Origin of the sequence: Erysipelatoclostridium sp. An15, from assembly GCF_002160675.1 — a bacterium.
GTDB classification, from domain to species: Bacteria; Bacillota_I; Bacilli_A; order Erysipelotrichales; family Coprobacillaceae; genus Thomasclavelia; species Thomasclavelia merdavium.
In genome coordinates this window covers 1-23,017 of sequence record NZ_NFLA01000011.1, presented here as the reverse complement: position 1 = coordinate 23,017, position 23,017 = coordinate 1, and the positions used below count along the sequence as shown (strand labels likewise).

The window sequence follows — 23,017 nt, the reverse complement described above, 5'->3', positions numbered from 1 at the left end:
TCATTAAAATAATCTAGAGTAAAACCCTAGATTATTTTTCTTCAACTTCTGGCATAACATTGTTGTATAAACAATATTCTTCAAAAGTCCATTTATTTTTTACAATTTCTTTGGCAACATCTTCACCTACATAGCGTAAATGCCATGGTTCATGAGCAATACCAGTAATACCATCAGTACCATCTTCAAATCTGATGATAAAACCATATTTATAACAATTTTCAACTACCCAGCGATATTCTTCAGTATCACCAAATGTAATTCTTTCACCATCAACAACACTTTGAGAAGTTAAATCTAGACCCAAACCAGTTTGATGTTCACTAGCACCAGGTGCTGCTACGTATTCAGAAGCATATTGACCACCATATCGTGTTTCAAAATCGTTATAAATTGCTACTTGAGTTTCATATGAACGATAAGCACTATTTACAACTAATTCTAACCCTTCTTTTTTTGCAGCTTCATACATCTTAGTTAATGCTTTAGAAGTTTCTGGTGTCATTTGTGAATTTTCACAATCTGGAGCAACCGGAATATCTGGTTCTACTAATTCTGGTTCATAATCATCTGGTAAATAGAAACCTTTTTTAACTAATGTTAATAATTCATCAGGATTACTGATAGTATAACTATCTTGAGGGTCTCCATTACTAGAAATAATAAATGGATAATTAGTTATACAAACTGCATAATTATAATCTTTATATGTAGCATAAGCACTAATATAACCAGCTAAATTTTGAATTTTATAACCTTCAACCTTACTATATGGTTCTAAATCATTAGCACTATAATTATTATCAATTAAATATTGGAAATCATCTTCACTAGCACCATCTTCAATTAATTTCCAAATATCATCATTACTATATGAAAGACTTTTTAATTTAGGTACTTGAGTTTCATATAAATTATCAACATAGCTAACAACATCAGCATATTCTAATTTTTTATTTAATCCTAAATATCTTTCATATTCGTCATACCATTCAACATTATCAGATTCTTCAATCCAGTTAACGATATGATCCATTTTATCATGTGCTAAAATTTCATTCTCTTCTTCTTTAGTTAATGATAAAATCTCACTAGCTTGTGAAAACGAATATCCTTTAAACATCAGTTGAATTCGAGTCAAGTTTAAAACAATAACTACTGCGATGATTACAACAGCAATAACCACACCGATAATAGCCACTCTACCAACTCTTAAACGACTACTACTACCACCATAGCTACTATAATAACCATAATCTCTTTTTTTTCTAAACATTCTTTTTACTCCTTTTATTTATATGAATCTAAATAATCTTTTCGACCAATTTCATATTGATCATTACCTTCACTATCAATAATTACTACTAACGGCATATCTTCAACGACCAAACGGCGAATTGCTTCAGGTCCTAAATCATCAAAAGCAATAACCTCACACTCTTTAATACAATGCGACATCATCGCCCCGGCACCACCAATAGCACCAAAATATACACCGGTATTTTCTATTATTGCTTTTTTTACAGCATCTTGACGATATCCTTTACCAATCATTGAACGTAAACCTTGTTCAATTAAGCGGGGCGCATAAGCGTCCATACGTCCTGAAGTTGTTGGTCCGCCACTACCAAAAACCTGTCCTGGTTTACTAGGGGTTGGTCCAACATAGAAAATCACCTGATCTTTTAAAGGGAATGGTAATTCCTTTCCTTCATCAAGTAATGCCATTAATCTTTTATGAGCAGCATCACGCCCAGTATAAATTACTCCACTTAGCAATACTTCATCGCCAGCATGTAATTGTCTAATTTTTTCTTTTGTAAGCGGCGTTGTTAATTTAATCATAATCTAGCCTCCTTATGTCGAGAAACATGACAGCAAATACTAACTGCAACAGGCATTCCCGCAATATGAGTTGGATAAGTTTCAATATTTAAAGACAACGCAGTTGTCTTACCACCATATCCAGCTGGACCAATTCCTGAAGCATTTACTAATTGCAATAGTTCATCTTCTAACAAAGCATAGCGACTATCTTGATGATGAGTTCCTATTTCACGTAACATTGCTTTTTTTGCAAGCATTGTTACCTTATCAAAAGAACCACCAATTCCTACACCAATTACCATCGGTGGACAGGCATTAGGACCAGCATCATTAACAACTTTTAAAACAAAATCTTTTACCCCTTGAACACCATCACTTGGTTTTAACATTTTTACTTGTGACATATTTTCAGAACCAAATCCTTTAGGGGCCACTACTATTTTAAACTCATCACCTGCTACAATATCAAAATAAATTATTGCAGGAGTATTATCTTTAGTATTAACACGATCAAATAATGGATCATCAACAACCGACTTTCTTAAATACCCTTCTTGATATCCTTGACGAACTCCTTCATTAATCGCTTCTTTTAAATCACCATCAACATGGACTTCTTGACCAATTGTCACATAAACAAATGCCATTCCGGTATCCTGACAAATTGGCATCATTTGTTCTTTAGCCAAAATTGCATTTTCAACTAAAACATCCAATGTCTTTTTAGCTAATGGATAAGGTTCATTTTCTGCTTTATTTTTTATCGTATTAAAAACATCTTCTGGTAAATTGCAAGCAGCTTCTTTACATAATTGTTTTACAGTTTTTATAATATCTTCACATTTAATTTCTCGCATCTTTATTCCTTTCATAAAAAAAGGTATTTAACAACCTTTTTAAACAATATTTTCCTGAACATCTGGATAATATAATGAATAATATCTAAGTGACATCAACTCAACAGTTGTAAGCAATGTATGCTTGCCTGTTTTTCTTTGCTTGCTATCACCTAATATGATAGTATAATCAACATCTATTCCAATATCAATACCAGGATTATTAGTAATCAAAACAACTTTGCAATGAGCTTTTTTTAAATACTGCAATACCTTAGTATTACTTTTTAAATAAAACCCATTTACAGTCATAATAATAGCAACACTATTTCTATCTAAAGATCGTGCACATTCAATTTGCCGTTGTGTTTCCATATAAGCCATTGTAAACTTTTCAAGCATCAATAAATCAGTTTGAAAATGTAATGCTGCCGAATGTGAAAACTGTGTTCCAAAAAAAGCAACCGAATCACTATCATGAATCAATTCTAAAACTTTATCAATAACATTCCAATCTAAATAATGTGTCAAATTAGCGACTGCATGACATACTTGCTTACTATAATATTCAGTACATGCCTGTGGTTTATCTTTCATAACATTTAAAGGAACATTAATCAAGTTATTAAACTTTTTACTATCAGAAGCAAAAGAAGAACACTCCTGCTTTAAATGTGCATAGTTTTCATATCCAAGAGCACGACAAAAACGGGAAATTGTAGCAGGGGAAACATAACATTCTTTAGCCAGCTGGCTAATTCCCATTTTAGCTACTTTGGAAAAATTGTGTGCCATATACCAGGCAATATTATAATTTGTATCTGCCTCGCTAGCTGTATCTAAAAAGATAATCAAACGATAAAACAAACTTTTCATTATGCTATCCTCCACTTATGTGTATTATACACTATATTTCGATAATTTAAAATAGCTCACTTATAGCTGTAAAAAAATTAATTTCACATATTTTTTTATATTCTTTTTACATTTTGACCAACCTTTTAATATATATTATAAGCGTAGTCAAAAGATATTCAATTTTCCCTTCAATATAATGACTACAAGATATAACGATATCCTTCCCTGATATCATATATTATTAGTATCCTTTCCCTGATAACTAATAAAAAGATGGCAAGTGCTTTTCCCCACTTGCCATTTTACGTTTATAATACTTCTTGATATACCCGCAAAACATTTCTATAAAAAACTTTTTCAATTTCATCATTAGTCAATCCGGCATCTTCTAAAGCTTTTTGTAACAAAGGCATCATCGAAGCATCTTTAATTTCCAGATTTTGACTAATTCCATCAAAGTCACTGCCTAAACCAACATAATCAATTCCAACTAGATCTTTAATATATAAAATATGTTTTACCATATCTTCAATACATGATCTTTCATCACCAGTATCAGACTGTTTTAAAAAGTCACCACAAAAATTAATTCCCATTACCCCACCACGTTTTGCCAGTTCTTTAATCATATCATCACTTAAATTACGAGCAACATCACAAACACTACGAGCATTACTATGTGAAGCAACAAATGGTTTAGTTGTATATTTCAAGACATCATAAAATCCGGCATCACCTAAATGAGATACATCGATGATCATTTTCAAGCGTTCCATTTCCTGGATATAAGCAATTCCAAAATCAGTTAATCCCTTATCAGTATTAATGCTTTTTAAACGAGCAAATCCTTCACCACTTAACATATTAGGATAACCTATCCCATTTGGATGATTCCAGGTTAACGTGATCATTCTAACACCAAGACGATAATAATTGCGCAAAATCGCTAAATCATTGTTAACAACGGCCCCTTCTTCTAATGTTAATAATGCTGACATCAATCCTTTTTCTTGATTATCAATAATATCTTGATAACTAAATACTGGTTTAATAATATCCTGATTTTTTGCTAGTTCTTGATAATATAAATCAATTAATTGCTGTGCTTTAGTTAACGGATCAGGATTACTTTTTAAATTAACAAACATTGCAAAGTTTTGTAAAAGATAATCCCCTTTTTTCATCTTGTTTAAATCAACGTTAAAATCATTTTCTTTTAAACTGCCACCTTCTTTATATATTCTTGAAATAGTATCACAATGCATATCCACAACTTTCATTTTGCTAGCCCCCTTTATATTATTAAATAATACAATAAAATGATATTTATATTGCATTATAAATATCACTTTAAAAACATTATTTTATTTACAAATATAGTGAATCGCAATACAACCAAGTCCACCATGACAAGTTAATACCGCTGGAAGTTTATTAACAAAAACTTCAATCCCCTCAAAAATATCTTGTAATAAATTTTTAGCTTTAATAGCTAATTCTTCATTATCAGCATGAGAAATATAGATTCTAAAATCCTGAGCATTAACATTAGCTGATTTAAACTTTTCAATCATTGTCTTAATAACTTTACTTCCTGTTCGACTCATAGCAAACTTATCAACACAGCTACCATCCTCTTTTAAATACAACAACGCTTTTACTTTTAAAATCGTTGCCATTTTAGCAGCCAATGGTGATAATCTACCAGAACGAGCTAATTGTTTAAAATCTAGTGGTGCTAAAAATGAAAATACATTAGCACTTTTTCTTTCTAACATTTCAAAAATTTCAGCAACACTACAATCATTATTAGCCATTTCTTTAGCACAAATAGCCATATCCATAACTGGAGCACCAATTTGACGACTATCATAAATATACATATTATCCATTTCTAAATCATTTTTAACTAAATTAAAACCGCTCCATGTCCCGCTTAAATCACTACTGCATGTTATAACAATAATCGCTTCATAATTTTCACTTTTCCATTTTTCCATTAAATTTTGTAAATAACCAGTATTAGGCTGTGAAGTTGTTGGAATACAACCATCTCTTAATTTTTGATATAACTCTTCTGTTGAAATATCAATTTGATCTTTATATTCTTGATGATCAATCAGCACACTTAAAGAAACAAGTTCAATTCCATATTTTTTAGCCTGATCCCCGTTCATTGCACTTGTTGTATCTGTAACAATTAAATAATTTTTCATAATATTTTACCTTATAATTCAATTTCCATTTCTTGATAATCTTTTGTTAAATGCTGATATTTTTTTAACCAGGTAACAGCTTCCTTATATTCCTCTTCAGTCAATAGTTCATCTAAAATATCTCGATAAACTAATGCACAGACATCATAGATACTTTGCCATAAAGCATCAAACTTATTTTCAGCTTTTTGATCAGCCTGCTCACTTTCTAAATAAGCAGCTAACTGATGTCCAGACTTGACTGCTTCATCTAGTTCTTTTGCCATTATTATACCCTCCTGTGTTCTTTACAAAATTATAACATTTATTTAAACAAAAAGTGAAAATATTCATAATTATTTTATAATTTGTAATTTATTGTTATTTAAACAAAAAAAGAAGGTTTAAATTATATTATCATAATATAATTTAACCTTCTTAACATAATTTATACTATCTAAAATTAATTTTCTTTTTTAGCTAAATAACCTTTTAAAACTAAAACTATCAATAACAATCCACTACTAAAAGTAATAACTATTAAATGATCAAATGAAACAGTATCATCAGTCTTAACAGCGGTTATTGCCTGGTCATACATGATAACTTTTTGGACTTCAGTAGTATTTTCAACCGTAAAAGTAAGTTCACTAGCAAGTTGATATCCATCAGGGGCTTTTGTTTCAATTAATTTATATTCTTGTCCCACTACTAATCCTTGGATCAAATGACCACTTCCATCAGACTGCCATTGATCAATAATATTTCCATCCTGGTCTTGAATTTGTAATTTAGCTCCTGCTAGACCTTGATTATTAGCTTTATCTAATTTCAATACTTCTACTTTAGTAATCTGATTTTCAATTTCTAATTCATGACTATAAACTTTGGTTGTCGTATCATTTTGCTCAAAGGCAACGATATGTTTTTTTTCATCAAGAACCAAACCTGGTAAAGTGGCAATTTCTTCAAGTTGATATTCTACTTGACCTGTTCCTAATGGTAAGTTTTCAATCGTTAAATTGCCATCTGATGATAAATTATATTCACCAACAACATCACCTTGATCATAAATAACACTACCATCAATTGGAGAAACTATTTTACTGTTAGCTGTTAACCTAAATTTAATTGGTGATAAATCCTGGATATTTACCCGACTAGAATCACCTTCACCTAAATCAATTTTCTTAATAACTGTTAGTTTACCACTAGGAGTATCGTTAACTACATTGATTTCTAAAATTGGATCACCATCTTCATCTGTTGTATAATCACGAATGTTTTCAATCGTAAATTCAATTGGACTTTCTAGAGCCAAAAAGCCTTCTGGCGTTTTTACTTCTTCAAGATAATATTTACCTGGATCTAATTGTAATGGTAAAATTACTGTTCCGCGATCATTATCATGATTACTATATGAATCATTTACAATGACATTATCACTATTGGTAGTAAAAGTGTCATAGTTTTTACCACTAACTTTTTGAACAATAGTATCATTAGCGTGATATATTATTTTACCGTTAGAAACAATATCTTCTTTAGCTTTAATTTTAAATGAAGCACTGCTTAAAGTTACAATTTGATTAGTTTTTTGATCACGCTTAACTAATTTTAATTGCGTAGTGTAAGGACGATTATTAATATCGATAGTTTTTATCTGATCAATATCGCTATATTCACTATAATCATCTGTTATGTCAATTAAAAAATCAGGAGCTGTCATATAATCCTGCGGTGTTTTAGTTTCTTTAACTAAATACGTACCATATGGCAAATATTTAGTTGCTGCCCGACCGTTTTCATCAGTAGTAATTACATCATATACACTAGCATTATCCCAGCCAACATTATCAACTTCACTTTTAAGTTTGAACGTAAATTCACAGCCTTGTAAACCTTTAACAAAACCACTTATCCCTTCTTTTTCCCCAGATTTATGAACCTGTATTTTTTGCATGTTTACTCTATTAGCTGTTTCTTTGGTTTCTAAAATTTTAGAAACGGTTTGACCTTGATAATTTATATCAACATTAATATCATTAGGATTTAATACTAAAGTATCATTAGCTTTACTTTCATGAAGATAATACTTACCCACATGTAAATTATCAAAAGTTATCTGCCCTTGTTCATCAGTTATTCCCTTTGCAACTACATCACCCTTATTAAAATATGTAATTGTTTTAGCCTGGTTGGTAATATCATCACGAGCAATCAATTGATATTCATTACCTTTTAAATAACTATCACCTAATTTACCATCAGTTTTACTAGTATCAATTTTCTTGGTTAATTCTAACTTACCTAATGGTTCTTCATTACTAACACTTTGACTGGCTGTTTCATCTTTATTAATCGTAACTGTAAAAGTTGTACTATTCAATAAATAACCATCAGGAGCGCTAATTTCTTTTAACTCATATGTTCCAATTGGTAAGTTTTCAACTACTAATTTACCATTAGTAACCGTTATGTTTTCATCATAACCTTCAAAACTAATTGATTTTAAATTAAAGATAGCTCCATCAATCAAATCATTATTTGTATTAGTTTTACTAAGTTCTAAACGACCAGTATCGATCCAATCAACATGATATGTTAAATTGGCAACATCATAAGTATAACTGCCATGAGTCTGGGTATTACCACTGCCATAAATTGCTAGCGGTACAAAACGAGTACAATTACTACCGGCAATATTACCACTAGTATAATCTTCTGTTACACTTAATGGTGCTGTTAAATAAAAACTTTGACCACCACTAACACTGACAGTTCCAGTTTCAGAAGCATTAGTAGTCACATTATGAAGAGTAACCCCATCTTGTAAAGTAACATTGATCACTGCATTACTAGCCCCGTTGAAAGTAACTGTATTAGTCTTTTGTAATTTAGTAGCTGGATCAAAACTAGCAGTGAAAGAATCACTTAAAGTTGGACTAACTGGCATTGGTAAACTAGCTATATAATTATATAACCCTTTTAATCCGATTCCTAAAGTTTCTAATCCATCCAAATCAACACCCATCATATCACCACTATAAGCAATTGATAATAAAACATGAGTATAAAGATAATGGGTTTCTGGTGCTGTTAATCCATCACCTTCTAGTCCTGTACCACTACCATCAAGCTGTCCTTCTAAAGCAGCTGGTCCCCCATAACCATAGTAAAGCAGCTTACTAATCATTTCATTAGAGTTTACTAATTCTTCAGCTGTTTTATTACCAGAACTAGGACTATTTTTACTTGATTCCAGGCAGTAAGACCATTGCCCATTAAAAGTACACATCCAGGTACTCCACTGTTTAACGCCTAATTTCCTTGCCCACCATTCTGGATAATCAAGTTCTTTAACGCGGGTAAATGGTCCCGTATAACTAGCGGCATTTATAGTATTAATACTTGTTAAAAGGCAACTAAAAACCATTAGTAAAGAAATTATTATTTTAAACAATTTCTTATTTCTTTTTTTCAACCTTATCATTTTAACTTTCCTCCTTAAAATAAAAAAAGCATTTTATAATGCTTTTAAACAAGGATCACGACAAAACATCTTTATTCCCCTCTTTCTATAAACTGTTCTTTTAGAAAAACGAAATTCAATAACTAAAGTATTTGATAATTAAAAAAGTACCCGAACGGGTACTTTGAGAAAATAGAATATTCGCTTTCCTTGGCTTTATCTTATCATTTACCAATTTAGTTGTAAAGCAAGCACCAGGGAATAAAGATTTAATAAATTGTAATAAATTTTGTCTTTTATCTAAATTTTATCAATATTTTTAGCTTATTTATAATTTGATATTGATATTTTTGATACTGCAATTATATAAATTTGAGACAAATTCGATATTTTTATAGACATTCTTTTAAGATTTCGAAAATTTCATCGTGGCTTAATTGTTTACAGCATCCAGCTGTAATATTAGATGAATCTGCTACTTTTTTAAGCATATCTACATCAGTAATATTCATTTGTGTTAAAGTAGTTGGTAATCCAATTTCTTTAATAAAATCTGCTAATGCTTCAATTCCTTTTAAAGCTGTTTCTTTTTCAGTTAAATTAGTATCATCTACATGCCATACTTCTTTAGCAAAACGAGCAAATTTAGAAACTCCTGCTTCATAAATATGACGATATAATACTGGATGAATTACTGCTAATCCTTGACCATGATTACAATCAGTATAAGCTCCTAATTGGTGTTCAATTTGATGAGCTTGGAAATCAGTTACTTTTCCTAATTTTAAAATACCATTTTCAGCCATTGCTGAATCCCACATTAATTCACTACGAGCTTGAATATCTTGAGGCTCTTTAATTGCTGCTCTAATATTTCTAATAGTATTACGCATGATTGCTTCATTGATTTCATCAGAAACATTGTTTTCAAGCGGTTTTCCAAAATATGTTTCCATTGCATGGCTTAATGTATCAAAAGCTCCAGAAACAACTTGTTTCATTGGGACTGTTAATGTATAAGCTGGATCTAATACAGCAAACTTTGATAAAGCTCCTAACATTCCGGCTTTAATTTTTAATTCTTCGTTAGTAATAACAGCACCATTATTCATTTCTGATCCAGTTCCTGAAGCTGTTGTAACAGCTGCCATTGGAATAAATTCAGTTGGTAATTTTCCATCAACAAATTCCATTTGCCAAATATCTTGATCAACTTTAGCTTGGGCACTAACAATCTTACAACAGTCAATAACTGATCCACCACCAACAGCGATAATAAAATCAATTTGATTGTCTTTAACAATTTTAGCCCCTTCTAAGACTTTAGCATAAGTTGGATTAGACATAATACCATTAAATTCAAAAATATTTTTACCAGCTTCTTTAAGTAAAGTGACAACTTCATCATAAATTCCAGTTTTCTTAATAGATCCGCCACCATAAGCTAATAATACGTTATCTCCTACTGTTTTTAATTCAGTATTTAGAGCTTCTTTTAAAGCCCCTTGTCCAAAATAAACTTTAGGCATATTAGTCATTTTAAAGTTGTTCATAATATAATTACCTCTTTTCTTATTTAATAAAACCTAACTCTTCTAGCCAGTTTGTAACTGTTTGACTTTGGTCTTCTTCAATATCATTTCGACTTACAGCAAGACCATCTAATACTGTAACGTCTTTATCACTTAAATACTCACGCATATCATCTTCAGTACCACTCATACCACTACCACCGTGAGTTACAAATGGAACAATTGTTTTACCAGTCAAATCATAATTGTCGAAGAATGTTAAGATAACTTGCGGATAAGTATACCACCAGATTGGATAACCAATAAAGATAGTGTCATATTGATCCATATTATCAACTGTTGTTGAAATCTCTGGACGAGCATTGGCTTCTTTTTCAGATTCAGCAATATCAACAGTTTCTGAATATGAATCTGGATATGGTTCAACTGTTTCAATTTCTACTAATGTACCATTAGTTAAACTTTGAATTTCTTGAGCAATCGCTTCAGTATTGCCCGTTTTTGAAAAATAAGCAATTAAAATATTACTATCTTCTGTTGTTGTTGTTTGATCATTAGTAGCATCTTGACTTTCATTTGTATTTCCACTAGATTCATCGTTATTACTTTGGTTATTAGATGAACATCCAGTAACAAATACCAGCATTACTAATAAAGCTAATAAAAATTTTTTCATTAATCTCACTCCTTATGTTTTTTTAATATTTTTAATTGCAATATATGTTAAAAGTCCAAATAAACTGAAAATTCCTAAATACTCAAATATATATCTCACCAAATTTATACTGCTATCAACATTAACAAAATCAGTCAACATAAATAAATATGTAATCAATTGATTTTTAATAAACATAATTAAACCAAATAATGCTAATCCATAAGGAATAACCAAAAAGATAATTGTTTTTACTACTTTAGAACTATCTTCAAATTTCTTAGCTAGTGGTCTTGAAATACTTTGAATATGCAATCCAAAATGTACTGCCATTAATACAAAACCCCAATAAGATAAAGTTAAATGAACTCTTCTAGCTAATGAAACTGGCATAAAACTTAAAAATGGTAATAATCTTGACATTGATAACCCGCTCAATACTAGAAAAACAACATCGACTAATAAAAGAAAATTAACTACGATATAGACCTTTTTTAATAATGGATACTTTCCTTTAAAAACTGTTTTGTACCAGTTTCTATTTAAAACATGATGAATAATAAAGCATATCGCCATCAATATTCCTAATACTTCGTGAACTGTTTGACCAGTGTTGAAAAAGGCCATCAAAAATAATAACAGTATAAACATAACAACATCTAAAATACGTTTTACTTTCAACTAAAAACACCACCTTCTTTTCGATTTAGATTTTATCAACCGGTAGTTACAACCGGTCAATTGTTTTTTTGAAAACACATAATTTCACAAAATAATATTAACTATTGAATATATTGGTTAACCAGCGATCATATCATCATCAAGCTACCTTACTTTTTAACTGAGGATAATCGCTATTTTTTTCATTTGAATCTGATTAGATAATTCATCTAGATTTTGTGAATATTCCTGTTCAGTTTCAATTTCAAAAAAATCAGCCTCAATATTTTCATCAATAATATCGACAATTTCTTGAATATCTAACTCCCCTCTTTTATATCATCACTAGAACAGTCAAATGAATTGGGTCGATAATAAGCAACTAAAATACTTGTATCTTCATTTGCCATTTGATCTTGATTATTTTGACAACTACTTAAACCAATAACTAAAAACATCATCAAGATAATAGTGAAAACTTTTTTCAATATTAATCCTCCTTTTTTATTTAGTTTTATCGATTTGCTGTTGCCAAAATGCTATTGCATCATTTATCCATCCTTCTGCCAAAGTCCCAACTCCTAAACCAAAACCATGACCTAAATTAGGATATACATGAAATTCTGTAGGAATGCCACAATGCTTTAAACGATTTATTCTTCGCTCCATAGTTTTCCAATAAGCAATACCATCATTTTTACCAACACAAACATAAGTAGGTGGATCATTTGGGGTGTAGTCATTATGCCCGGTATATTGCATTACTACAGTACCAGCACGTGGATATAGATTTTGACCAAAGGAACCAGGACCATATGAACCTAAATAAGCAGCCATTCTCGCACCAGCTGAACCACCCCAAAGTGAATAACAATTAGTATCGACTTCTAATTCTTTAGCATGTTCAAAGATAAACGCTATCGCCCTAGCTAGATCAACACATGCCGTTTGTCCGCTATATGTGCGATATTGTAAAGCAAAGGCGTTATATCCTTGTCTAGATAGTTTTAAAGCATGAGGAAAGCTTTCATGAATTGAGCCAACATAAACAAAACCGCCGCCAGCGCTAATCAAAGCAAATGGAGCATTCTTTTTACCTTTAAAGAAGAATAATCCCGTATCTTCTTTACTTGGATCACTTGCTTTTTCTTCAGGTGAATAGATATCATAGAATATTGTTTGCCCATTGTTTACTTGATTTTCAAAGTATTCTAATACTTCAATTGTTGTATTGGTATTAATATAGCTATGATAAGGTAATAATGAATTTATATTACTTATTTTCATTGTTGGTGTTGGCTGATTAAAACCACTAGGAAAAATAAATCTGCCAAAGTTTTTAAATTTTGGGTTATTAATAACACTATTTACTAATGTATTTGAATTCATTTTGACCTCCTTATATCAATTAATAATATATTTTTCTTTTTCTAACTATATTTTATTAAAGTTATTTTTTAAAGTACAATACCAATATCGCATTTCAGTATACCTGGCAAGCATAATAAAAAAACTGCCGTTTTACCGACAGTTTTAGTTATTTTTATTTTTTCTTTTTTCTGATAAAAATCGATTTTAAGCCCCGACCAACAACCTGGAAAAAGCTTAGTGATCTAACCATATTTTGAGAAGGAATATATTTATTGACCGCTCTTAATAGCGCTTTATTATCCCTTGTAGAAAATGTGAAATTTCCATTTTGTTTAGTCTTGATGGCAAAGCGAGGAATCCATTTTCCTTTAAACATTACTGAAGCCATTACACAACTAACCTCTTCCCAAGGAATCTGAATATAATCGCGAATATTTTTTTCATTATAAAATTCAAAAGCTTTATCGCCAACCATTACTTTCCCATAAGTCGCTAAACCTAAATAAGAAGTGGCTTTAATTGTTAAATCTACTTTAGTGTTTAAAGATTGTACCATGTTATTCCTCCTAAATATTTTTTATCGATATTTTTATCTTACATGATTCTACAAAGACGTGCAATAATACCAACTGCGAATAATGCAACGATAATTACAATTGGTGAAACTTTCTTTCTTAATAACCAGCAGCATAATAATGTTAATAATAAAGCTGCTAAACCTGGAATTAATTGATCTAAGTTTTGTTGTAATGTAGTTACTTTTTCAACATTTAGACCATCTGCTCCTAAAGTACTATATTGTTCTAAAGCATATTTAATTCCATCAGCTCCAGATTTAACTTTATCCCAATCAATATATGCACCTTCAGATTGAGTTACTGTAGATACGATTGGTGTAAATGAAATAGTTACCCAACGTTGAACTAGAGCACCAATGATAAACATCCCTAAAATTGAAGCTCCTTGAGTAATTTTACCAAGTAAACCACCTGATAAATCTTGAGCAATTGATGTACCAACTTTATACCCAAATTCTTGTGTATACCAGATAAATGCCATTCTGATAATATTCCATGCAAAGAAGAATAATAAAGGTCCAATAATGTTTCCACTTAATGCTAAAGAAGCACCTAAAGCCCCAAGAATAGGTCTTAAAGTAAACCAGAATACTGGATCCCCAACCCCAGCAAGAGGTCCCATCATTCCAACTTTAACCCCTTGGATAGCTTGATCATTAATTTTGGCACCATTAGCTCTTTCTTCTTCTAATGCTAATGTAACCCCCATAACTGGAGCAGATACATATGGGTGAGTATTATAGAATTCCATATGTCTTTTTAAAGCTGCAATTTGATCATCTTTATTAGAATATAATTTTTTGATAGCTGGAATAATTGAATAACACCAACCACCATTTTGCATACGTTCATAGTTCCAAGAACCTTGAAGGAACTGATGACGCCAAGCGACTGATAAACGATCTTTTTTTGATAATTTAATTTTTTCTGCCATTGTTTTTTTCCTCCTTCAAGATTTTAATAATCATTTAATATATCACCTAATGGATCGCCAGAACTAGTTCCACCGCTTCCAGAACCACCATTTTCTTTTAATCCTAAATAGATTAATGCTAATGCAACACCGATAGCACCTAATGCAATTAATGTTAATTCACCAATAGCTGCTAATACGAAACCTAAAGCAAAGAATGGCCAAGTTTCTTTAGTTGACATCATATTGATAACCATTGCATAACCAACTGCGGCAACCATTCCACCACCAACAGTCATTCCGCCAGATAACCAGGCAGGCATTTGATTTAAAGCATCAGTTACTACTGAAGCTGGTACGATACAAAGTGCAGCAGCAGGAATAGCAATACGAACCCCTTGTAATAAAATTGCTAAAACATGCCACATTTCCATTGTTCTAAAATTTCCTTTTTCAGCAGCACTATCCATAAAATGCACCATTGGAATTGCAATAGTACGACAAATCATTGTTAAGAATAAACCAGCTACTGAAAGTGGGATAGCAACAGCAATTGATGTAGAGATTGCTGTTTGAACATCAGTAGTTCCACCTTGTAATCCTAACACCATGATAATAGCAGAAGCAACAGATGCTAAAGCTGCATCGGGAGCAACTGCTGCTCCAACGTTTGCCCATCCTAAGGCAATCATTTGTAATGAACCACCTAAAATAATTCCTTCAGTTAGATGTCCACTTACTAAACCAATTAATGTACATGCCACTAGCGGTTGATGAAATTGGAATTCATCTAAGATTCCTTCCATACCAGCTAATAAGGCAACTATAACGATTAAAATTATTGTAATTAAAGACATTATAATTCCTCCTGTTTAATTATTTTGATGCGTTAGCTAATTCAGCTTTAGCTTTTTTCAATAAAGTATCCATGTTTTCATTAGAATCACTAGGTACTTTACGTACATCAAATTTAATTCCTTTTTCTTTTAATTTTTCAATTGTTTTAACATCATCTTCACCCATAGCAATTGCTTTATTAACAACAACTTTTCCAAGTGAATGAGCCATAGATCCAATGTTTAATTCTTTAATATCGACCCCACCTTCAATGGCTTTTAAAGCATCTTGAGGTGTTTCGAATAATAACATTGCTTTAGTGTTACCAAAACGTGGATCTTTAGCAACTTCAATCATTTTGTGAATTGGAACAACGTTAGCTCTTACTCCTGGTGGCGCAGCTTGTTCAATCATTTGTTTACGCAAATTATCATGGGCCACAGAATCAGAAACAACGATGATACGATTTGGTTGTGTAGTTTTTGTCCATGTAGTAGCAACTTGTCCATGTAATAATCTTGTATCAACACGTGCTAATACATATTTTATTTTACCATCACCAATAACTGTTCCTTCTGGGATTGCTCCTTGAGGTGTAGCAACAGGTGCTGCTTTTGCTGATGGTTTTTCTGGTTCTAAAGTTTCTGGTTTAACTTTAACCCCTTCACGAGCAACTTCTGTAATGTGTGTTGCAATTTCATGAGCTGTTTCCATTGACATTCTTGAAGCATAAGCTTCAATTAACATTGGTAAATTAAGTCCGGTAACAATAGCCCATGTGTCTTCATGACCAGCAATTAAACCATTAGCTTGGTTAAATGGTGTTCCACCCCATAAATCAACTAAGAACAATACTTGTTCTTGATTTTCGAAGGTAGCAATTGCTGCTTCCATTTTTGCTTTTAAATCATCAGGTCCTTCGCTTGGTTGCAATGTTACAGCTTTAACATCTTTTTGCTCACCAAAAATCATTGACCCAGATTGCAAAATACCGTTTGCAAATTCTCCATGACTAGCAAGGATAATTCCTACCATAATATAAATTCCTCCCTTTCTTTTAAATACTCAACAACGCAAAAAAAGCAGACATAACTATTAAAAGATATAATAATCCCATGGATATTAAATCTTAAAAATAGTTAATGCCTGCCTCACCAGTTACACACTATTAAGTATTCTTTTATGCAACAATCATAGCATTAAAGGGCTAAATTTGTCAAGCAACGTTTTAAAATTAAACGATACTAGATAAAATTCGCTCTAGATGTAGTGCTAAATAACCAACTTCAGTTTCTGGTAATTCTTTATTTAAAGCTTTAGATAATGCATTACACATATTAACCGCTTGTAAATAAGCAAATGGAAATTTTTCTTTAGTAAACTCACTGATATCCATCTGTAACTTTTCATTAGTATTTAATCTTAAAATCAAAAACTTGATATGATTCATTAACCGAGCATAAGATATTGAATTAACATCAATAACGATATTTAAATCTTTTTGTAATTTATCAATACTTTCATGAATAACTCGCGTTGCTTCCATTGATTCAACAACTTGATTTGATGAGATTGCTGAATGGATATGTAACGTAATGAATCCAACTTCATCATCATTGATTTTAACTGCTACAAATTTATCGATTACTTCTTTTCCTTGTAAAGCTACTTCATATTCATCAGGAAATAATAATTTAATGTCATCTAAAAATGGATTTGAAGGCATGATATTTTCAGCCATTCTTTTAATTGCAAAATAAATATGATCAGCTAATGGTAAAAGTATATCGTTATCAACACGACCAAATTTTTCAACTGCTAATTTAATGATTTCAAAAGCAATTTCAAGATAAACTGGATCAATGTAATTAATAATATTATTAGATTTCATTTTTGAATTATAGTTTTTCTGCATCAAAAATTTTTTGGCATTTTTAGGTATTTCGATTTCTTGATTAACTTTTTTACCAAAACCAATCCCTTTATACATAATAATTACTTCATCATTTTCAAAAGCAGCTAAAACGGTATTATTATTTAATACTTTTATTATTTTATACATACTCTATCCCTTTTCAATTACATAACCTTAATATTGTTGTACCACTATCTTTTTTGCCATATTCTTTTTCAATTTGACAATTATCATCTATCTTTGTAACTACTAATAATATATTTTCACTAACTGCATTTTCCTTGATATACTCTAAATCCGCGTTCCATAATAAATCACCTTTTTTTACTCTTTGATTTGCATTTACCAATAATTCAAAACCATTTCCTTGTAAATTAACGGTATTAATTCCAAAATGAATCAATAACTCATAGCCATTATCAAGCTGAATACCAAGAGCGTGTTTAGTTGGATAAACCATCGTAATAATTCCATTGCATGGTGCTACAACTAAACCATGATAAGGTTTAATCATTACACCATCACCTAATAACTTATGGGCAAAAAGATCATCACATGAATCCTCAATTGGTAATACTTCTCCATCAACAACATTACCTATTTCAATTACTGAAGTTTCTTTATTTTCTTTAACTGGTAATTCATCATATTCAGGGGGAATATTTTGTAAATATTCCTCTAATCTTACTTTAACTGAAGATGCTTTAGGACCATAAATAATTTGGATATTATTTCCTTGTAACACTATTGCTGCTGCCCCAGCTTGTTTCAATAAACTCTCACTTACTAAATCAGTATTTACAATCGCCGCTCGTAATCGGGTAATACAACAATCTAAATCACTAAAATTATCTCGGCCCCCTAATCCACGAACAATCATTTGGATTTGTTTATCTACTTCTATTTCATCAAATATTTTTTTATCACCAATTTTAGGCTTTTTAAAAACAACTAAACGGTCATCATCTTCTCTACCAATTGTTTTCAAATTCAATTTTTTAATCAAAAATCTAAAACTAAAATAATATAATCCAAAATATACAATTCCTATTGGAATCATTAAAAGCCAGCTTGTTTTACTATTCCCTTGTAAAACCCCAAATACAATAAGATCAATCAAACTGCCAGAAAATGTTAAACCAACTGCGATATTACAAATATGAGCAATCATATAAGCACTTCCAGCTAAAATAACTTCGATTCCAAATAACAATGGCGCTGAAAACAAAAAAGTAAACTCTAATGGTTCCGTAATTCCTGTTAACATACTTGTAAGCGAAGCTGTTAATAATAAACTACCAATTGCTTTTCTTTTTTCCGGTTTAGCACATTGATACATCGCTAAAGCTGCTCCTGGTAAACCAAAAATCATAAAAATAAATTTACCAGTAAAATATTTAGTTGCTTCACTGCTGAAATGAACTACACTAGGATCAGCTAGCTGAGCAAAGAAAATATTTTGAGCCCCATAAACCATTGTGCCATTAACTAACATTGAACCACCAATTGCAGTTTGCCAAAATGGTAAATAAAAGACATGATGTAAACCAAAAGGCACTAGTAATCTTTCAATCATTCCATAGACAAAGGTACCAAAATAACCAGTAGATGAAATTAGGTGTCCTAATTCAAAAATCAAATTTTGAACAAATGGCCAAAAATAAAACATCACAATTCCAACGAAAACATAAACAATTGCCGAAATGATTGGAATAAAACGTTCTCCTTCAAAAAACGATAAAACACTAGGCAGTTCAATTTGATAAAAACGATTATGCAAAAAGCCAACCCCTAAACCAACAATTATGCCACCAAAAACCCCCATTTCTAAAGAATTAATTCCACAAACCGAAGTAATCGTCCCTTGTAAAACATGACCAGCAATCTGATCATTTATAAGCATTCCATCTAACGTTAACATACTATTGATAGTTGTGTGCATAACAAAAAATGCTATAATCGACGATAAAACTGCTACTTCTTTAGCTTTTTTAGCCATTCCTAAAGCAACTGACGCTGCAAAAATTAATGGTAGATTATTAAACAGCACTGTTCCAACTTTTGTTAAAATCGTTAAAAAGCTATTAACAAATGTTCCTTGTCCTAAAAATGCGTCTAAATGAAGGGTTTGAATAGTAGTTTCATTAGTTAAAGATCTACCTATCCCTAAAAAGAATCCTGCAATTGGTAACAAGGCAATTGGTAACATAAAGCTACGTCCAATCCTTTGCAATACTCCTAAAATTTTTGATTTCATACTTCCCTCTTTCATTTTACAACCATTAAACTGTACCGTCCCTCTTTTGGAACAGTCTTTTCAATCATTTAAAAGGTTTATATAAAAAAAGCCATAAAACTATCTACATAATAGACATTAGTTGGTTTTATAACTATATAAGCATATGGACTTTTTTTATCTATTAAAATACTAACTTATCTCTATAAATTATTCTTATCATTATTAAAAATTTGTCAAGTTCTTTTTTGTTTTTTACAAATAAAACTAGCTAATATTATTCTTTTACCGCTAATTTTTTTAAGATACCATTATTTTTTAACCGTGGCTGGATATTTATATACAAAATCGATGAAATAACAATTGCAAGAATTGCATTTACAGCTGTTGTTATTGCATTCCAAGAAGCCAAAGCAGCAGCGGCATCATGTGGTGAACCTAAAACAAAAGCAGTATAAAAGTATGAGAAAACTGGTTCTCCTACTATATTAAATAACATTCCCGCACTAGTTGATAAAACAACTGCCTTCAATAATTTTTTCCCTTCTAATTTTTGAACGTGAAAAATCTTGTGTGCAACAAAACCAGTTACTAGACCAATCCCTAATTTTAAAATCATTGTTTTAGGAGCTACGATTGCATATGTTGGATCTAGTAAATCGGCAATTCCCATTCCTATTGCTCCTGCCAAGCCACCTTCTAAACCACCTAATAAAAGTGCTGCTAAAACACAAAAAGTATTTCCTAAATGAAATGAAGTAAAACCACCTGGTGTTGGTATTTTAATTTGAAAAAACATGAAAGATATATAACATAATCCTGCCATTAACCCAATCATTACGATTTTTAATATTTTATTAGTATGCATAATTCCATCTCCTTTAACCAACAACAGTATAAACCAATCTACACTAGAAGAAAATAGCTATTATTATAAATCTTTTTTTGATTATTATCTATAAAAAAGAAGATTTCTTATACTGTTGATACAAGAAATCCCTATTTTAAACATTTCAGCATTACTCTTCTTGCTTTTCTCCTTCTGGTGCATATGGTCCATATTGAAGTCTTGCAGCTAATCTCTTTTCTAAATAATATTCCACTTCTGAAATATCATCTATTTGATATTTTTCAAGAAATTTATTATAACTTTCTTGAAATTCGCCTAAAAGATATGTATCCTTATCAAATGGTTTATAGATATAATCAGACATAGTATGATATCCTTTTTCTATTTCTTTAGAATCACGATAATAAACTTTATCCTCATTAGCATTATATACATACCATGAATAATCTACTTCTGCATCAACTAAATAAAAATTATCGCTTTCGACATCATAAAAATAGAAAAAAGCATTTGAATCAGACATATCAATTGAGTTTCCAACTGAAATCATGTCAATTTCATTTTTATTATGATCATATTCAATTTTTGTATATAACTCTTTAGCATTGTAATCTTTTTGCATTTGGATTAGTTTCTTGTATTCTTTCTCACTTATTTTCCCTTCATCTTCGTAAGTAGAATTACTGTTTGTCGTATTTTCATTTGTATCTGAACTTGATCCAGTATCCCCTTTTGAATTATTTGCGGTATTATTACAACCTGTAATACTCATTAATGTAAAAATAGTAAATATAATGATCAATATCCTTTTCATAGTATCTATCTCCCTTCATTTCACATAATCACTAAAATATTTTACACAATATGGTATTATAGTTCAATATTGTATGAACAATAATGCAAAATAAAGCCATCGAGTTCTGAATATTAATTATTATTTTAATACTATATTTTTTATTTAAATAATTGCATCTTATTTTTAATTCAAATACTAATATTAGAAAATCGGCAAAAAAGATACAGAAAATAAATTCTGTATCTAGAAGATAAAATAATGATATTTTAATAACTAAGTACCTATTATTTAGCGAATAAAATTAGTATGAACTGATTCTTCTTTTTCAGGTAAACCATATTTTTCTTTACCTAAATGAATACTCTTGATTAAAAATGCCATATTTCTTCCTAATGTTCTCATTGTTTGTAACCCTTCAAGATCTTGTTTAACCTCTTCGGCATTATTTCCATGTACCATATTCCAATATTGACTAGAAACTACTGGCATTTGTGAAATTGTAAAGTATTTGTTGATTTCATCAAATGTTGCCGTATTTCCTGCCCGACGAGCTGAAACAACTGCAGCTCCAACTTTCATTGTTTTGTCTTCAGTCATACTATAGAATAAACGATCAACAAAAGAAATCAATGTTCCATTTGCAGATGCAAAATATACTGGTGAACCAATTACGATTCCATCACATTCTTTAAATTTAGGAGCAACTTCATTTACGATATCATTAAAAATACATTTTCCTAAAGTTTTACATTTACGACAACCAATACATCCACGAATATCTTTATGACCGACATGGATAATTTCGGTTTCAATTCCTTCGTCTTCTAAAGTTTGAGCTACTTCGCTTAAGGCTGTATATGTACAGCCTCTAGCGTTAGGACTTCCATTAATTAAAATAACTTTCATTTTATCAAACACTTCTCCTATCTTATCTGTTCAATCCAGCAATCATTTCTACTGTTGAAGCATCATAATGATCAAAGAATGAACTTTCTTTTTTATCCATTTTAGCAATTACTGCCATATCTTCATCACTTAATTCAAAGTCAAAGATATTAATATTTTCTTGCATTCTTTCTTTTTTAACTGATTTTGCTAGTAGTACAATTCCTCTTTGTACTAACCATCTTAAAATTACTTGCGCAATAGATTTACCATATTTATCACCAATTGCTTTTAATTCTGGATTTGTAAACATGTTGTTTCTTCCTTCAGCAAACGGTGCCCATGCTTCCATTTGAACTTCATATTTTTTATTATATGTTTGAGCTGTTGTTTGTTGATGGAATACATTTACTTCTACTTGGTTTACAGCTGGTTTAACATCACTGAAGATAGCTAAATCAACTAAACGATCGGGATAGAAGTTTGATACACCGATTGCTTTGATTTTTCCTTCTTTATATAAATCTTCTAATGCTTTATATGCTCCATAGTAATCATTGAATGGTTGATGCAATAATACTAAATCAATATAATCTAATTG

23 protein-coding genes are annotated in these 23,017 nt (G+C 30.8%); all 23 read right to left on the bottom strand.

Features of this window, described 5'->3' with window-relative positions; translation table 11 throughout:
• Positions 1 to 31: 31 nt before the first annotated feature.
• Positions 32 to 1,276, bottom strand: coding sequence for a M15 family metallopeptidase (locus B5E92_RS05445; protein WP_087299980.1), 1,245 nt, complete (start codon positions 1,274 to 1,276; stop codon positions 32 to 34).
• Between the two features lie 14 nt (positions 1,277 to 1,290).
• On the bottom strand, positions 1,291 to 1,845 hold the full coding sequence (locus B5E92_RS05440) for a Fe-S-containing hydro-lyase (protein ID WP_087299978.1): 555 nt from the start codon (positions 1,843 to 1,845) through the stop codon (positions 1,291 to 1,293).
• A complete protein-coding gene (locus B5E92_RS05435; RefSeq protein ID WP_087299976.1) occupies positions 1,842 to 2,684 on the bottom strand; it encodes a fumarate hydratase in 843 nt (280 codons plus the stop codon). The genes B5E92_RS05440 and B5E92_RS05435 overlap by 4 nt, the downstream gene beginning before the upstream one ends.
• A gap of 39 nt (positions 2,685 to 2,723) precedes the next feature.
• On the bottom strand, positions 2,724 to 3,539 hold the full coding sequence (locus B5E92_RS05430; protein ID WP_087299973.1) for a MurR/RpiR family transcriptional regulator: 816 nt from the start codon (positions 3,537 to 3,539) through the stop codon (positions 2,724 to 2,726).
• Positions 3,540 to 3,829: 290 nt separating this feature from the next.
• The gene (locus B5E92_RS05425) at positions 3,830 to 4,801 is read right to left on the bottom strand and encodes a dipeptidase (protein ID WP_087299971.1); all 972 of its coding nucleotides are present in this window, start codon (positions 4,799 to 4,801) and stop codon (positions 3,830 to 3,832) included.
• A gap of 84 nt (positions 4,802 to 4,885) precedes the next feature.
• Entirely contained in the window at positions 4,886 to 5,737 is an 852-nt protein-coding gene (locus B5E92_RS05420) for a DegV family protein (protein ID WP_087299969.1), read from the bottom strand.
• Between the two features lie 11 nt (positions 5,738 to 5,748).
• Positions 5,749 to 6,003, bottom strand: coding sequence for a hypothetical protein (locus B5E92_RS05415; RefSeq protein WP_239404256.1), 255 nt, complete (start codon positions 6,001 to 6,003; stop codon positions 5,749 to 5,751).
• 176 nt (positions 6,004 to 6,179) lie between these two features.
• A complete protein-coding gene (locus B5E92_RS05410) occupies positions 6,180 to 9,209 on the bottom strand; it encodes a SpaA isopeptide-forming pilin-related protein (RefSeq protein ID WP_087299965.1) in 3,030 nt (1,009 codons plus the stop codon).
• Positions 9,210 to 9,580: 371 nt separating this feature from the next.
• The gene (locus B5E92_RS05405; protein ID WP_087299963.1) at positions 9,581 to 10,741 is read right to left on the bottom strand and encodes an iron-containing alcohol dehydrogenase; all 1,161 of its coding nucleotides are present in this window, start codon (positions 10,739 to 10,741) and stop codon (positions 9,581 to 9,583) included.
• 19 nt (positions 10,742 to 10,760) lie between these two features.
• Entirely contained in the window at positions 10,761 to 11,396 is a 636-nt protein-coding gene (locus tag B5E92_RS05400) for a flavodoxin (RefSeq protein ID WP_087299961.1), read from the bottom strand.
• Positions 11,397 to 11,408: 12 nt separating this feature from the next.
• Positions 11,409 to 12,056 (bottom strand): DUF4405 domain-containing protein, encoded by a 648-nt coding sequence (locus tag B5E92_RS05395; RefSeq protein ID WP_087299959.1) that lies wholly within the window; start codon positions 12,054 to 12,056, stop codon positions 11,409 to 11,411.
• Between the two features lie 299 nt (positions 12,057 to 12,355).
• Complete coding sequence (locus B5E92_RS15480; protein ID WP_158095192.1) at positions 12,356 to 12,523, bottom strand: hypothetical protein; 168 nt, start codon at positions 12,521 to 12,523, stop codon at positions 12,356 to 12,358.
• A 16-nt stretch (positions 12,524 to 12,539) separates the two neighbouring features.
• A complete protein-coding gene (locus B5E92_RS05390; protein WP_087299957.1) occupies positions 12,540 to 13,424 on the bottom strand; it encodes an alpha/beta hydrolase in 885 nt (294 codons plus the stop codon).
• A 154-nt stretch (positions 13,425 to 13,578) separates the two neighbouring features.
• Entirely contained in the window at positions 13,579 to 13,962 is a 384-nt protein-coding gene (locus B5E92_RS05385; protein ID WP_087299955.1) for a DUF956 family protein, read from the bottom strand.
• 38 nt (positions 13,963 to 14,000) lie between these two features.
• Positions 14,001 to 14,918, bottom strand: coding sequence for a PTS system mannose/fructose/sorbose family transporter subunit IID (locus tag B5E92_RS05380; protein ID WP_087299953.1), 918 nt, complete (start codon positions 14,916 to 14,918; stop codon positions 14,001 to 14,003).
• A gap of 23 nt (positions 14,919 to 14,941) precedes the next feature.
• Positions 14,942 to 15,754 (bottom strand): PTS mannose/fructose/sorbose transporter subunit IIC, encoded by an 813-nt coding sequence (locus B5E92_RS05375; protein WP_087299951.1) that lies wholly within the window; start codon positions 15,752 to 15,754, stop codon positions 14,942 to 14,944.
• A 19-nt stretch (positions 15,755 to 15,773) separates the two neighbouring features.
• Entirely contained in the window at positions 15,774 to 16,769 is a 996-nt protein-coding gene (locus B5E92_RS05370; protein WP_087299948.1) for a mannose/fructose/sorbose PTS transporter subunit IIA, read from the bottom strand.
• A gap of 199 nt (positions 16,770 to 16,968) precedes the next feature.
• Positions 16,969 to 17,796, bottom strand: a complete 828-nt coding sequence (locus B5E92_RS05365) for a PRD domain-containing protein (RefSeq protein WP_087299946.1) — start codon at positions 17,794 to 17,796, stop codon at positions 16,969 to 16,971.
• A 13-nt stretch (positions 17,797 to 17,809) separates the two neighbouring features.
• Complete coding sequence (locus B5E92_RS05360) at positions 17,810 to 19,906, bottom strand: PTS transporter subunit IIABC (RefSeq protein ID WP_087299944.1); 2,097 nt, start codon at positions 19,904 to 19,906, stop codon at positions 17,810 to 17,812.
• Between the two features lie 256 nt (positions 19,907 to 20,162).
• Positions 20,163 to 20,753 carry an ECF transporter S component gene (locus tag B5E92_RS05355; protein WP_087299942.1) on the bottom strand — a complete coding sequence of 197 codons (591 nt, stop codon included), beginning with the start codon at positions 20,751 to 20,753 and terminating at the stop codon, positions 20,163 to 20,165.
• Between the two features lie 151 nt (positions 20,754 to 20,904).
• Positions 20,905 to 21,549: a hypothetical protein gene (locus B5E92_RS05350; RefSeq protein ID WP_087299940.1), complete on the bottom strand. Its 645-nt coding sequence runs from the start codon at positions 21,547 to 21,549 to the stop codon at positions 20,905 to 20,907.
• A 270-nt stretch (positions 21,550 to 21,819) separates the two neighbouring features.
• Positions 21,820 to 22,437, bottom strand: a complete 618-nt coding sequence (locus tag B5E92_RS05345; protein ID WP_087299938.1) for a flavodoxin family protein — start codon at positions 22,435 to 22,437, stop codon at positions 21,820 to 21,822.
• Positions 22,438 to 22,459: 22 nt separating this feature from the next.
• Positions 22,460 to 23,017 (bottom strand): aldo/keto reductase (locus tag B5E92_RS05340; RefSeq protein WP_143357569.1); only part of this gene is annotated, 558 nt, incomplete at its 5' end.